15 protein-coding genes are annotated in these 12,606 nt (G+C 68.8%); 8 read left to right on the top strand and 7 right to left on the bottom strand.

The window, feature by feature from the left end:
- The first annotated feature begins 7 nt into the window (after positions 1-7).
- Positions 8-496 (top strand): hypothetical protein, encoded by a 489-nt coding sequence (locus ACIBVN_RS43025; protein ID WP_397146074.1) that lies wholly within the window; start codon positions 8-10, stop codon positions 494-496.
- On the opposite strand, the gene ACIBVN_RS43020 is transcribed toward ACIBVN_RS43025, so the two are convergent.
- Positions 493-1,077: a TIGR00645 family protein gene (locus ACIBVN_RS43020; protein WP_397146073.1), complete on the bottom strand. Its 585-nt coding sequence runs from the start codon at positions 1,075-1,077 to the stop codon at positions 493-495. The two genes, ACIBVN_RS43025 and ACIBVN_RS43020, sit on opposite strands and share 4 nt — an antisense overlap.
- Positions 1,078-1,105: 28 nt before the next feature.
- On the opposite strand from ACIBVN_RS43020, the gene ACIBVN_RS43015 reads away from it, so the two are divergent.
- Positions 1,106-1,276 (top strand): hypothetical protein, encoded by a 171-nt coding sequence (locus ACIBVN_RS43015; protein ID WP_397146072.1) that lies wholly within the window; start codon positions 1,106-1,108, stop codon positions 1,274-1,276.
- Here ACIBVN_RS43015 and serC read toward each other — a convergent pair.
- Positions 1,252-2,364 (bottom strand): phosphoserine transaminase, encoded by a 1,113-nt coding sequence (gene serC / locus ACIBVN_RS43010; protein WP_397146071.1) that lies wholly within the window; start codon positions 2,362-2,364, stop codon positions 1,252-1,254. The two genes, ACIBVN_RS43015 and serC, sit on opposite strands and share 25 nt — an antisense overlap.
- A 136-nt stretch (positions 2,365-2,500) precedes the next feature.
- Complete coding sequence (locus ACIBVN_RS43005; RefSeq protein ID WP_397146070.1) at positions 2,501-3,607, bottom strand: citrate synthase 2; 1,107 nt, start codon at positions 3,605-3,607, stop codon at positions 2,501-2,503.
- Positions 3,608-3,787: 180 nt separating this feature from the next.
- Between ACIBVN_RS43005 and pdxH the strand changes: the two genes are divergently transcribed.
- Together pdxH and ACIBVN_RS42995 are read left to right on the top strand one after the other, a co-directional pair.
- On the top strand, positions 3,788-4,441 hold the full coding sequence (pdxH, locus tag ACIBVN_RS43000) for a pyridoxamine 5'-phosphate oxidase (protein ID WP_397146069.1): 654 nt from the start codon (positions 3,788-3,790) through the stop codon (positions 4,439-4,441).
- Between the two features lie 10 nt (positions 4,442-4,451).
- Positions 4,452-5,726, top strand: coding sequence for an MFS transporter (locus ACIBVN_RS42995; RefSeq protein WP_397146068.1), 1,275 nt, complete (start codon positions 4,452-4,454; stop codon positions 5,724-5,726).
- Between the two features lie 55 nt (positions 5,727-5,781).
- On the opposite strand, the gene ACIBVN_RS42990 is transcribed toward ACIBVN_RS42995, so the two are convergent.
- Positions 5,782-6,399: a UdgX family uracil-DNA binding protein gene (locus tag ACIBVN_RS42990; protein WP_397146067.1), complete on the bottom strand. Its 618-nt coding sequence runs from the start codon at positions 6,397-6,399 to the stop codon at positions 5,782-5,784.
- A gap of 101 nt (positions 6,400-6,500) precedes the next feature.
- Here ACIBVN_RS42990 and ACIBVN_RS42985 point away from each other — a divergent pair, with 101 nt between their 5' ends.
- From ACIBVN_RS42985 to ACIBVN_RS42975, 3 genes are all read left to right on the top strand, one after another.
- Positions 6,501-7,205 carry a metal-dependent transcriptional regulator gene (locus ACIBVN_RS42985; protein WP_397146066.1) on the top strand — a complete coding sequence of 235 codons (705 nt, stop codon included), beginning with the start codon at positions 6,501-6,503 and terminating at the stop codon, positions 7,203-7,205.
- Positions 7,206-7,328: 123 nt separating this feature from the next.
- Entirely contained in the window at positions 7,329-9,548 is a 2,220-nt protein-coding gene (locus tag ACIBVN_RS42980) for a SpoIIE family protein phosphatase (RefSeq protein WP_397146065.1), read from the top strand.
- A gap of 16 nt (positions 9,549-9,564) precedes the next feature.
- Positions 9,565-10,317: an alpha/beta fold hydrolase gene (locus ACIBVN_RS42975; protein ID WP_397146064.1), complete on the top strand. Its 753-nt coding sequence runs from the start codon at positions 9,565-9,567 to the stop codon at positions 10,315-10,317.
- Here the strand turns inward: ACIBVN_RS42975 and ACIBVN_RS42970 are convergent.
- Positions 10,307-10,657: a MarR family winged helix-turn-helix transcriptional regulator gene (locus tag ACIBVN_RS42970; RefSeq protein WP_397146063.1), complete on the bottom strand. Its 351-nt coding sequence runs from the start codon at positions 10,655-10,657 to the stop codon at positions 10,307-10,309. The genes ACIBVN_RS42975 and ACIBVN_RS42970 overlap by 11 nt on opposite strands.
- 20 nt (positions 10,658-10,677) lie before the next feature.
- Between ACIBVN_RS42970 and ACIBVN_RS42965 the strand changes: the two genes are divergently transcribed.
- Positions 10,678-11,106: a MarR family winged helix-turn-helix transcriptional regulator gene (locus ACIBVN_RS42965; protein ID WP_397146062.1), complete on the top strand. Its 429-nt coding sequence runs from the start codon at positions 10,678-10,680 to the stop codon at positions 11,104-11,106.
- Here ACIBVN_RS42965 and ACIBVN_RS42960 read toward each other — a convergent pair.
- Complete coding sequence (locus ACIBVN_RS42960) at positions 11,103-11,264, bottom strand: hypothetical protein (protein ID WP_349446638.1); 162 nt, start codon at positions 11,262-11,264, stop codon at positions 11,103-11,105. The genes ACIBVN_RS42965 and ACIBVN_RS42960 overlap by 4 nt on opposite strands.
- A gap of 38 nt (positions 11,265-11,302) precedes the next feature.
- Positions 11,303-12,448, bottom strand: coding sequence for an acyl-CoA dehydrogenase family protein (locus ACIBVN_RS42955; RefSeq protein WP_397146061.1), 1,146 nt, complete (start codon positions 12,446-12,448; stop codon positions 11,303-11,305).
- Positions 12,449-12,606 lie beyond the last annotated feature (158 nt).

Below are 12,606 nucleotides of genomic sequence, written 5' to 3'. Positions count from 1 at the left end.
CGCGGCCGTGATCGCCGCCGCCGCGACGATCACAGCGGCGCTGATCACATCCGGCCAGATAAAGATCGGCGGCGATCCGGCGGAGTCCGACACGAAGCGCAACACCGTTCCAAGCAGTCGGCCAGGAGGGTCGAAACGGGCGCCCAACATCGCCGTGACGCCGAAATCCCTGGAATTATGCGTCGGCGATAGCTGCGCGAGAGAAGTGCACATTCTCAGCACGGGCACCGCCACACTGAAGATCTCCGACATCGAATTCGCGGGAGAATCAGCCGGAGATTTCCGCCACGACGATGCCTGCGCGCACCAGGACCTCGAGGTCAATGACGAGTGCACACTCAAGGTGTGGTTCGAGCCGGCGGTAGCCGGGACGAGCGGCTCGGCGCTCCTGGTGATCCACCAGAACCTCCCCGGCAAACCCACCTACGTCAGGCTGAGCGGGATCGTGCAGCAGCCCACGAACGACCCGACCGAGTCCCTGCCGGATGGCGGCTAGAGATGCGAGCGCGTGTGCTCGGCCGGGGAGGTGGACAGCAGGCGGTCGATGTAGGCCAGGCCGATGGCCGAGGCCACGAAGGCGAGATGCATGACCGTCTGCCACATGATCTTGTCGTTGGGCGTCGACTGGGCCCTGATGAACGTCTGCAGCAGGTGCACCGACGAGATGCCGATGATGGCCGTGGCCAGCTTGACCTTCAGCACGTTCGCGTTGACGTGGGAGAGCCACTCCGGCTCGTCGGGATGGTCGTTGAGGTCGATGCGGGAGACGAAGGTCTCGTAGCCCCCGATGATCACCATGATCAGCAGGTTGGAGATCATCACCACGTCGATGAGCGCCAGGACGGTGAGCATGACCACGACCTCGGCTGACGGCGCGCTCTCCGTGGTCGGTGCGGCGTGCAGGAGCACCGTCTCGATCAGGTGCCAGAGCTCCAGCGCGAACTGCCACACGTACACCGCCTGAGCCACGATGAGGCCGAGGTAGAGGGGGACCTGGAGCCATCGGCTGGCGAACATGAGATAACCGAGGCTCTTCGACCGGGTGAGCGCCTGGCCGGATCTGAGCTTTTCGGGCAAGAATGTTCCTATTATTCGGGCCGGGGGGTTGGAGCGCGAGGAGCGCGTCACCGACCTCGTGCTCGAAGCGCTGTCGGCCGGCAACGACAGGTCGCCGGTGCCGGCCGGGTTCGCGCAGAGCGTCGAGTTAGAGGACGCGCTCGCCCTCCTGGAGGAGCTGTCGCGCCGGACGGGTCAGCCGAGGCGCTCGACCACGTAGTCGACGCAGGCCGTGAGCGCCTCGATGTCGGCCGGGTCGACGGCCGGGAACATCGCGATGCGCAGCTGGTTGCGGCCCAGCTTGCGGTAGGGCTCGGTGTCGACGATGCCGTTGGCGCGCAGCACCTTGGCCACGGCCGCGGCGTCGACGGCGTCGGAGAAGTCGATCGTGCCGACCACCTGCGAACGGAACTCCGGCGCGGCGAACGGCGTGGCGTAGGACGACTTCTCGGCCCACGTGTAGAGGCGCTGGCTGGACTCGGCCGTGCGGGCGGTGGTCCAGGGCAGGCCGCCGTTGGAGTTCATCCAGTCGAGCTGGTCGGCCAGCAGGAACAGCGTGGCCACGGCCGGCGTGTTGTAGGTCTGGTCCTTCGCGGAGTTGTCGATCGCGACCGGCAGGCTGAAGAACTCCGGCACGTAGCGGCCGGTCGCGGCGATCTCCTCGACCCTGGCCAGGGCGCGCGGCGACATGATCGCGATCCACAGGCCGCCGTCGGAGGCGAAGCTCTTCTGCGGGGCGAAGTAGTAGACGTCGGACTCCGTGATGTCGACGGGCAGGCCGCCGGCGCCGGAGGTGGCGTCCACGAGCACGAGCGAGTCGTCGGAGCCCACGCGCTTGATCGGCATGGCGACGCCGGTCGAGGTCTCGTTGTGGGTGAGCGCGTACGCGTCCACGCCCTCCTCGGCCACCGCGGTGGGGTGGGTGCCGACCTCGGACTTGATGACGCTGGGCTCGGCCAGCCACGGGGCCTTCTTGGTGACCGCGGCGAACTTCGAGGAGAACTCACCGAACGACAGGTGCTGTGACTTGTCGCGGATCAGCCCGAAGGCGGCGATGTCCCAGAACGCGGTGGTGCCGCCGTTGCCCAGCACGACCTGATAGCCCTCGGGGAGCGAAAAGAGGTCGGCGAGCCCGGAGCGTACGCGGCCGACCAGGTTCTTGACCGGCTTCTGGCGGTGGGAGGTGCCCATGAGGCTCGCGCCGGAGGCGGCGAGCGCGGCCAGTTGCTCGGTGCGTACCTTCGAGGGCCCGCAGCCGAATCGGCCGTCGGCGGGCTTGATGTCAGCGGGAATCACGATGTCAGCCACGTGCCCAGCGTACTGAGCCCGCAAGAATGCCCTGGACCGGGGTCCGCATCGTGAGACCTGTGTCAGGGAACTGCTGCCCGATCCTTGACCTGATGGACGGCTGCCGCGGCAGTGGCGGCAGCCGTACGGATCAGCGTCAGACGGTGCCGGCGACCTCGGCGGCGCCGGGCACGTCGCCAAGAGGACGGGAGGCCGGGCCGACGTAGTTCGCGCTGGGACGGACGAGCCGGCCCGTGAGCTTCTGCTCCAGGATGTGCGCGGCCCAGCCGGCCGTGCGGGCGCAGGTGAACATCGAGGTGAACATGTGCGACGGCACCTCGGCGAAGTCCAGCACCACAGCCGCCCAGTACTCGACGTTGGTGGCCAGCACCCGGTCGGGCTTGCGCGCGTGCAGCTCCTCCAGCGCGGCCTGCTCCAGCGCCGCGGCGACCTCGTAGCGGGGCGCGTCGAGCTCCTTGGCGGTACGGCGGAGCACGCGGGCGCGCGGGTCCTCGGCGCGGTAGACGCGGTGGCCGAAGCCCATGAGCCTGTTGCCCTTGTCGAGCTCGCTCTGGACGTACTTCTTGGCGTCGCCGAGCTGCTCGACACCCTCGATCATGTGCAGGACGCGGGCCGGGGCGCCGCCGTGCAGCGGGCCCGACATGGCGCCGACGGCGCCGGAGAGCGCGGCGGCCACGTCGGCGCCGGTGGAGGCGATGACGCGGGCGGTGAACGTCGAGGCGTTCATGCCGTGCTCGGCAGCGGAGGTCCAGTAAGCGTCGATGGCCTTGACGTGCTTGGGATCAGGCTCACCGCGCCAGCGGATCATGAAGCGTTCGACGATCGTCTTGGCCTCGTCGACCCGGCTCTGGGGCACCATGGGCAGGCCGAGCCCGCGCGCGGACTGCGCGACGAACGAGAGAGCCATGACGGAGGCGCGGGCGAGCTGGTCGCGGGCCTCCTCGTCACTGATGTCGAGCAGGGGCTTGAAGCCATAGGCCGGAGCCAGCATGGCCAGCGCGCTCTGCACGTCTACGCGGATGTCACCGGAGTGGACAGGGATGGGGTACGGCTCCGCGGGCGGCAGGCCCGGCTGGAACTTGTTGTCGACCAGCAGGCCCCAGACGGCCCCGAACGGGACACGGCCGACCAGTTCCTCAATGTCGACGCCCCGGTATCGAAGGGCGCCCCCTTCTTTGTCCGGTTCCGCGATCTCGGTCTCGAAAGCTACGACGCCTTCGAGCCCGGGTTTGAAGTCGGACATACTCGGCCGCCTCCCTTTCCCTATGCCATGTTTGGGCAATGCCTTGATGTCGAGATACCGGCGGGTCAATTTAACCCCTTCCCAGGTCGTGCTCGGTCTCCGGACCCGCTGTAAGGCCAAACCCGCTGGTGAGAGGGGGTGCATGGGATCTACCACACAAGCGCGCAAGAATACCTTCTCGTGGATGCCACCCCGCGCCCGCCCGTGCTGGCGGGGCTTCGCCGTACGTACGAGGGCGAGCCGCTGCTCGAATCCGATCTTGCGTCCGAACCGATTGAGCAATTCACCAAGTGGTTGCAGGACGCGCTGGAGACCGGCCTGCCCGAACCCAACGCCATGATCCTTGCCACCGCCTCCGCGGGCGGCCGGCCCAGCGCCAGGACGGTCCTGCTGAAGGGCTATGACGAACGCGGTTTCGTCTTCTACACCAACTACGAGTCGCGCAAGGGCCGCGATCTGGCCGAGAACGCCCGCGCGTCGCTGCTCTTCCCCTGGCACCCGATCCGCCGCCAGGTGCGTATCGAGGGCACTGTGACGCGAATCTCCCACGAGGAGTCGGCCGCGTACTACAACTCCCGCCCGTACGGCTCGCGCATCGGAGCCTGGGCGTCGCGCCAGTCGGCCGTCGTGCGCTCCAGGGAGGAGCTGGACGCCCGCTATGCGGAGCTGGCAGCGCGCTGGCCGGAAAATCCGCCGGTGCCCGACTTCTGGGGTGGTTTCCGGGTCTATCCGATCGAGGTGGAGTTCTGGCAGGGGCAGCTCGACCGGATGCACGACAGGCTCCGCTACCGGCGTACGCGACCCGGCTGGGTCCTGGAAAGGCTCGCGCCTTAATGTGCCTTGAGTGGCGATCGCGGAGCTGGTCAAGCGTCATCTGGTAGATACCCGGCCGCTTGGTGTGCCCGAGTATCGGCGGCTATGGCTTGGCCAGTCCGTTTCCCACGTAGGTGTCGCGGCGACCGTGGTCGCGGTCGGGCAGCAGGTCTGGGAGCTCACCCACTCCTCGTTCCACGTCGGGCTGCTGGGCATGGCCAACCTGATCCCGCTGGTCGTCTTCGGCCTGTGGGGAGGGGCGGTCGCCGACGCCGTGGACCGGCGCAAGCTGCTCATCGCCGGCTCGCTCATCGCCTGGGCGGCGACGCTGCTCATCCTCGCGCAGGCGCTGCTCGAGCTGGGGAACATCTATCTGATCTTCGCCGCGGTCGCCCTGAACGCCACCGGCTTCGCGATCACGAGCCCGACCAGGGGCGCGATCATCCCGAGGATCCTGGACAAGGAGCTGGTGCCCGCGGCCAACGCGCTCAACTCGCTCGTCTTCAGCATCGGCGCCGTGCTGGGGCCGATGATCGGCGCGGTCGCGCTGGGCGCCGGCGGGTTCGCGGCGGCGTACGCGCTGGACGCCCTGCTCTTCACCGGCAGCCTCTATGCGGCGCTCAGGCTGCCCTCACTGCCCCCTTTGGGCGGGGTGACACGTCCGGGGGCCAGGGCGGTGCTCGAGGGGCTCAGCTTCATCGTCAGCAGCCCGGTGCTGCTGATGTCGTTCGTGGTGGACATCATCGCGATGGTGTTCGCCCATCCTCGCGCGCTCTTCCCCGAGCTGACCGCCGAGCGGTTCGGCGGCTCCAGCCTGGCGCTCGGCCTGATGACCTCCGCCATGGCCATCGGCTCGGTCGTCGGGGCGCTGTTCTCCGGCTGGGTGAGCCGGGTCTCGCGGCAGGGCGTGGCGCTCGTCGTGGTCATCGCCGTCTGGGGCCTGGCCGTGGCCGCCGCGGGGCTCGTGCACGAGCTCTGGCTGGTGGTGGCGTTCATGGCCGTGGGAGGCGTGGCGGACGTGATCTCGTCGGTGTGGCGGCAGTCGATCCTGCAGCTGTACGCGCCCGACGAGATGCGGGGTCGGATGCAGGGGGCGTTCATGGTGGTCGTGGCGGGCGGGCCGCGCCTCGGCGACCTGCGGGCCGGGGCGACGGCGACCGCGTTCGGGCTGACCGGGGCCTGGGTGGGCGGTGGCATCGCCTGCGCCGTCACGGTGCTGGTCGTCGGCCTCTCCGTGGCCGGCTTCCGCAACTACCGGGCCCGCGGCGTCACGCCGGCCACTCTGGGGTCGGCCAAGAAGCCCTGACCACCGGGCCAGTTGGCGTCACCTCAGGTCGGGCCTGAGCATCGGCCTGTCGGCGTCACGTCAGGTCGGCCGCCACCCTCAGGTCGGCCAGGAAGCCCTTGTACGCGAGGTCCCTGTCGGGTGCGCGCAGCACGGCCGACGGGTGCACGGTGGCCACGGCGAGCGCGTCCCCGAGCGGCACCGGCTCCCCCCGCTGCTGCGTCACCCGGAACTCCCGCCCCAGCAGCGCCCTGGCCGCCGTCGCCCCGAGCACCACGATCACCTCCGGCCGCACCACGGCCAGCTCGGCGTCGAGCCACGGATGGCAGGCGGTGATCTCGGCGGCCGTCGGCTTCTGGTGGATCCGCCGCTTGCCGCGCAGCGTGAAGGAGAAATGTTTGACCGCGTTGGTGACGTACACGTCATCACGCTGGATACCCGCCTCCTCCAGCCCTTTGTCCAGCAGGCGCCCCGCCGGGCCCACGAACGGGTGCCCCTGCCGGTCCTCCTGGTCCCCGGGCACCTCGCCCACCAGCATGTACCTGGCCTCCACCGGGCCCTCGCCGAACACGGTCTGCGTGGCGTTCCGGTAGAGGTCGCAGCCCTCGCAGCAGGCCGCCGCCTGGCGCAGCGAGTCAAGATCGCGCTTGTCGGGAAGGAACTCGGCCGCTGATTTGTTGCCGTCCTTAACCATCGTCGGTCGTTCTCCCAATAGGGTTCCTGAGGCTCCTGTGCCCGATGCGGACGGGCTCAGTCCCCACCCGACCGGCGTACCATTTACTTGGGAGGACTGCCTTGACCGCACACGGCCTGATCGACACCACGGAGATGTACCTCCGCACGATTTACGAGCTCGAAGAGGAGGGCATCGTCCCCCTTCGCGCCCGCATCGCGGAGCGCTTGCAGCAGAGCGGGCCCACCGTGAGCCAGACCGTCGCCCGCATGGAGCGCGACGGCCTCGTCCGCGTGGAGGGCGACCGGCATCTGTCGATGACCGACCTGGGCCGCACGCTGGCCACGCGGGTGATGCGCAAGCACCGGCTCGCCGAGTGCCTGCTGACCCAGGTGATCGGCCTTCCGTGGGAAGAAGTGCACATCGAGGCGTGCCGCTGGGAGCACGTCATGTCGGAGTCGGTCGAGTCGCGCCTGGTGACGCTGCTCGACAACCCCACGGTCTGCCCGCACGGAAACCCCATCCCCGGGCTGGGCGAGCTGGGCGCCAAGGAGGCCGCCGAGGGCGCCGCCAACGTGCTGGCATCGATGTCGGACGTGGCAGGCCCGAGAGACACACCTGTCGTCGTGCGGCGAATTAGCGAACAAGTGCAAAGCGATCCTGCTGTGATGCTTAAACTCAAGCAAGTTGGGATACAACCCGGACGCGAGGTGACGCTCGCGGCGAGCGACGACGGTGTGCGGGTGACAGGTGACGGTGACGCAAACGACACTCCCGCGGAGCTTCCGCGTGATGTCGCCGCGCACGTTTTTGTCTCCAAGCGCTGACGCGCACGCAGCTGCTTGGTTGAATCCCTCCTGGGAGGCCCTCCACTCTCCCCTGGCCAAGACTGTTGCAGGAGCGCCCGTGGTCCGCTTTGCGTGCATGCCACCCCAAGGAGTGGTCTCCGGATGAACCGTTGGGGGGATCTGTCACAGGAAACGGCTGATCACCTTAATGCCGGATCTGTGCTTGACCACGCCGAGATGGCGGTGGTCGTCACCGACCGTTTCAGCAATCTCCTCTATTGGAACCCGTTCGCCGAGAAGCTCTTCGGCCGTAAGTCGCCCTCGCGTGACACTCCCGTCCTGTCCCTCGGGATTCTGGAGAAGGACCACCCGCTCGCCATCGACCTGGCCAAGCACGTGCTCAAGGGCGGGGTGTGGGAGGGCACGTTCGACGTCAGGCGCGGCGACGGCACCATTCTCTACGTACGCGCCCAGGCTGTGCCGCTGCGCCACGCCTCGGGCTCGGTGACGGGCATCGTCATCATGGCCCGCGAGGCGCTGCGCAGCAACGAACGGGAGAAGGACCGGTTCGGCCTGCTCGAGCGCATCGGCGAGCGGCTGGCGGGCTCCCTCTACGTCGAGGAGACGCTCAAGCGGGTCGCCGAGATGCTGGTCCCGCAGTTCGCCGACCACTGCTTCATCGAGCTGATGGAGGGCGACAGGCTCGTCCGCCGGGTCTCACAACACGTGCAGGGGTGGACGCCGCCATCGGGCACATGGAAGCCGGTGGGCGCGGAGATCCGCTACCCCACCGGCCACTACGCGGACACGGCGCTGCGCCGCCAGGAGACCATCCTGGTCGAGAGCTTCGCCTCCAGCGGCGGCTTTCCTGCCCCCAGCGAGGGCAGCGCGCGGCTGTGCGGCGAGATCGGCATGACCTCCGCCATCGTCGCTCCGCTGCTGGTGCGCGGTGAGACGCTCGGGCTGATGTACCTCGGCCTGTCCAATCTCACCGACCGGCGCAGCCCCCACTACGACGCCTTCGACCGTGACTTCGTGGGCGCCATCGCCACCAGGGTCGCGCTCGCCATCGACAACGCGCTGCTGTTCGAGGAGGAGCGCCACACGGCGGAGTCGTTCCAGAAATATCTGCTGCCCCGGGCGCTGCCGCAGCTCGACGGCCTGGAGATCGCGGTGCGCTACTACCCGGCGGCGCCGCTCGCCTCACACGGGCAGGGCATCCAGACCCAGGTCGGCGGCGACTGGTACGACGTGATCCCGCTCTCGGCCGGCCGCGTCGGCATCGTGATCGGCGACGTCGAGGGCAGGGGCGCCAAGGCGGCGGCCATCATGGGCCAGCTCAGGGCGGCGCTGCGGGCCTTCGCCCAGGACGACAAGTCGCCGGCCGACATCCTGGCCAGGCTCGACGAGTGGACCCGCATCATCGCCACGCCCGAGCATGACGACAACGGCGCCGAGGTCAGCATCCCGCCCATCGTGACCTGCCAATACCTGGTCTACGACGCCTGGTCGCGCCAGCTGTCGTTCGCCAACGCGGGCCACGCGCCGCCGCTGCTGCTGGTCGACGGCCAGTGCCTGGAGCTCGACATCGAGGAGGTCGGCCAGCCGCTCGGCGTCCGCGCCAAGGGCCTGCACGCCGACCTGGTCTACAAGGAGGAGACGCGCACTCTCCCGCCGGGCGCCGCGCTGCTGCTCTACACCGACGGGCTGGTCGACCGCCGCCCGGGCCGCGACGGGCAGATGGCGAGCGAGGAGGAGACGCTCGGCGTGCTCTGCGAAAAGCTCGCCAAGATGTCCGGCGCCGAGGTCGAGCGCATCGCCGACGCCGCCACCGTGGCCGTGCCCGGCGAGATCGACGACGACATGGCGATCCTGGTCCTCCGCTCCAGCGACGTCGACCTCGACGTCGAGGAGCGCACGTTCCCCGCCCAGCCGATCATGGTGGGGGAGGCGCGCCGCATGGCGTCGGAGGCGTTCTCCAGCTGGAACGTCCCAGAGGAGCGGGCCGAGCTGGCCTGCCTGCTCGTCTCCGAGGTCGTGACCAACGTCGTGCTCCACGCGGCCACCGCCAGCATCCCGCGCAGGGAGCTGGTCGTGGAGGGGCCGCCGCTGCCGTTCGAGGAGTCCTGGGACATGCCGGGCTTCGAGGACGAAGTGGTCGGCGACAAGGAGTTCACGCTCAGGCTGCGCAGAGGTGAGGAGTCGGTCTGGGTCGAGGTCTTCGACCAGGACCTGCGGCTGCCGCGCATCCGCAGCGCGGGGGAGAACGACGAGGGCGGGCGCGGCCTCTACCTCGTCGACCAGCTGGCCCGACGCTGGGGATCACGTCCCACCAGGGAAGGCAAAGCGGTCTGGTTCGAGATTCCCACTCGCGGCAGGTGAGTGATTAGCTGGCGGTATGGAGCTGGCGTTCGAGCGACGAGGCACCGGTGCGCCGCTGATCCTCATTCACGGCATCGGCCACCACTGGCAGGCCTGGCTGCCCGTGATGGACCGGCTCGCCGCCTCGCGCACGGTGATCGCGATCGACCTGCCCGGCTTCGGGGTCTCGCCGGGGCTGCCTGAGGGCATCCCCTATACCGCCGAGTCGCTGGCGGACGCGGTCGAGTCGTTCTGCGCGCGACTCGGCGTACGCGAGCCGCACGTGGCGGGCAACTCGCTCGGCGGCTACATCGCGCTCGAGCTGGCCTCGCGCGGCGTCGTACGTTCGGCGACGGCCCTGTCGCCCGCCGGCTTCTGGTCCCGCCCCGAGCTGCTCTACGCCCAGACGATGCTGCGTGCCTTGCGGGCGGGGGCCAGGTTCGGCAGCACCCCGCTGCTGAGCAGCGTGTCCACCGGGATCCTGGTCGCCCACCCGTCCAGGCTGGAGCCGCAGGCGCTGTCGGCGGCTGCGCAGGCGCTGAGCGAGGCGAGCGGTTTCGACGAGACGCTTGAGTCGTTCGCCGGACTGATGCCGCCCGCGCCGCCCAAGTCGCCCATCACGATCGCGTGGGGCGAGCACGACCGGCTCCTGCTGCGCCGCCAGGCCATCCGCGCGGCGCGGTGGTCGGGGCAGCGGGTCAAGCTGCTGAAGGGCTGCGGCCATGTGCCGATGAGCGACGATCCCGAGCTCGTGGCCCGCGTCGTGCTGGAAGCCAGCGCTATGTCGTGAGGTTGGCGCTCATGCGACGCAGCACATCGACGGTCGCCTGATATTCCTGCGGGCTCACGCCCTCGGTCACCTTCTGCCTGAAGCGGCCGACTTGCTCGGAGATCCGCGCGTGCGCCGCCCTGCCCTCGTCGGTGAGCTTGCCGTCCGCCAGCCAGCCCCTGGCGGCGAGCCGCTCCACGGCCTCGTCCACTCCGGTGAACGGCATGGGGTCGGTGCTGTCGTGGGCCACCGCGTTGAGCACCTGCCACTCCCGCCGGGTGGTGCCCTGGAGGGCCTCCTCCAGCGCGCTCTCCAGCAGGTTGTCGAGATGCTTCAGCCAGTGGCCGATGAGTTTCTCCATACATGTACAATAGCAACTATATGTATGAAGACAACGAAATTGCCGCGATCGAACAGGCGATGATCGCGATCAGGCGACGACAGAGCAGGCGGGCGCTGGCGAAGACGCAGGGCGCCCCCGGCCCCGAGTTCGACGTGCTCGACGTCCTCGAGAGCGCCGCCGAGCCCGTCACCGTGTCCACGGTCGCGCAGGCGCTCAGCGTCGATCAGCCGAGGGCGAGCCGGCTCGTGGCGGCGGCGGTGACGGCGGGCCTCATCAGGCGGGAGGCCGATCAGGCGGACGGACGCCGGGCGTGGCTGGTGCTGACCGAGGCGGGGCGGGCGGCGCTGGAGCAGGCGCACCGCGGCAGGCAGGCGGCGTTCGCGGCGGCCATGGAGGGGTGGTCGGGGGAGGAGCGGGCCGAGTTCGCCAGGCTCCTCACCCGCTTCGTCGAGGGCATGCCCGGTTAGAGCTTGGTCTGACCCCAGACCAGCAGCATGGCGATGATGAAGACGATCATTACGCCGGCATAGCCGACCGGCCCCAGGCGGAACGCCCGGCGCACGCGGTTGAGGCCCCAGGCGAACAGCAGCGCCAGGAAAACCAGGAGGATCAGGCCGCCGTCCATGCTGTCCAGTATGGGGTGCGGACCGCCTTGCTGCGCGGTCAGAATCCGAAGGTGCGGCCGATGATCTCCTTCATGATCTCGGTGGTGCCGCCGTAGATCGTCTGGACCCGGCTGTCGATCCACGCCTTGGCGACCGGGTACTCCATCATGTAGCCGTACCCGCCGTGGAGCTGGAGGCAGCGGTCGATGACCTTGTTCTGCAGTTCGGTGGTCCACCACTTGGCCTTGGCCGCGTCCACCGCGGTGAGCTCGCCGGCGTTGAGCGCCAGGATGCACTTGTCCACGTAGTGGCGGGCGATCTCGGTCTCGGTGGCCAGCTCCGCCAGGACGAACCGGGTGTTCTGGAACGAGCCGATGCTCCGCCCGAACGCCGTGCGGGTCCTGCAGTACTCGATGGTCTCCTCCAGCACGGCCTCCGCCGCGGCCACCGCACCCACGGCGATCGACAGGCGCTCCTGCGGCAGGTTGTTCATGAGCTGGAAGAAGCCCTCGCCGTCGCGCGGGCCGAGGCGGTTGGCGACGGGCACGCGTACGTTCTCGAGGAACAGCTCGGCCGTGTCCTGCGCCTTCATCCCGATCTTGTCGAGGTTCCGGCCTCGCTCGAAGCCCTCCATGCCGCGCTCGGCCACGACCAGGGTCGTCCCCTTCGCGCCCGCGCCAGGATCGGTCTTGGCCACCACGACGACGAGATCGGCGTTGATGCCGTTCGTGATGAACGTCTTCTGGCCGTTCATCAGGTAGTGGTCGTCCTCGCGGATGGCTGTGGTCCTGATCCCCTGCAGGTCGCTCCCGGCCTCCGGCTCGCTCATCGCGATCGCCGTGATCAGCTCACCGCTGACGAAGCCGGGCAGCCAGCGCTGCTTCTGCTCGTCGTTCGTCAGATCCACCAGGTACGGGGCCATGACGTCGTTGTGCAGCGAGAACCCGAGCCCGGATGCGCCGTGCCGGATGATCTCCTCGACGATGACCGCGTTGTACCGGAAGTCCTTGATCCCTGCCCCGCCGTACTCCTCCGGCACCGAGAACCCGAACATCCCCAGCTCTCCGGCCTTCTTCCAGACCTCGCGCGGGACGATGCCGTCCTTCTCCCACTGAGCGTGGTGCGGCACGACCTCGCGGGCCATGAACTCGCGCACGGTCTCGCGGAAGAGCAGGTGCTCCTCGTCGAAGAGGTCTCGCCGCATCGGTCGTCTCGCTTCCCGAATAGAGTTCTGTTACTGGCAGGTATACCCCTTTTCCGAGTACGGCGGGTGCCTGTGGACACGGCTTCATCACAAGTGCCGTACGTTGTCTCGTTCGGAATGTGTTGCGGCTGTTTTCGACTCTAAGATCTATCCTCGGT

Source organism: Nonomuraea sp. NPDC049400, assembly GCF_044466425.1.
In the GTDB taxonomy this organism is placed as follows: Bacteria; Actinomycetota; Actinomycetes; order Streptosporangiales; family Streptosporangiaceae; genus Nonomuraea.
This window is presented reverse-complemented; position numbering and strand designations above follow the sequence as displayed.

What these genes read in the sequence shown, in the direction of transcription:
- ACIBVN_RS43005 (WP_397146070.1), bottom strand. Translation starts at nt 3,607, where the DNA reads ATGTCCGACTTCAAACCCGGGCTCGAAGGCGTCGTAGCTTTCGAGACC.
- ACIBVN_RS42990 (WP_397146067.1), bottom strand. Translation starts at nt 6,399, where the DNA reads ATGGTTAAGGACGGCAACAAATCAGCGGCCGAGTTCCTTCCCGACAAG.
- ACIBVN_RS42980 (WP_397146065.1), top strand. Translation starts at nt 7,329, where the DNA reads ATGAACCGTTGGGGGGATCTGTCACAGGAAACGGCTGATCACCTTAAT.
- ACIBVN_RS42975 (WP_397146064.1), top strand. Translation starts at nt 9,565, where the DNA reads ATGGAGCTGGCGTTCGAGCGACGAGGCACCGGTGCGCCGCTGATCCTC.
- ACIBVN_RS42970 (WP_397146063.1), bottom strand. Translation starts at nt 10,657, where the DNA reads ATGGAGAAACTCATCGGCCACTGGCTGAAGCATCTCGACAACCTGCTG.
- ACIBVN_RS42965 (WP_397146062.1), top strand. Translation starts at nt 10,678, where the DNA reads ATGTATGAAGACAACGAAATTGCCGCGATCGAACAGGCGATGATCGCG.
- ACIBVN_RS42960 (WP_349446638.1), bottom strand. Translation starts at nt 11,264, where the DNA reads ATGGACGGCGGCCTGATCCTCCTGGTTTTCCTGGCGCTGCTGTTCGCC.
- ACIBVN_RS42955 (WP_397146061.1), bottom strand. Translation starts at nt 12,448, where the DNA reads ATGCGGCGAGACCTCTTCGACGAGGAGCACCTGCTCTTCCGCGAGACC.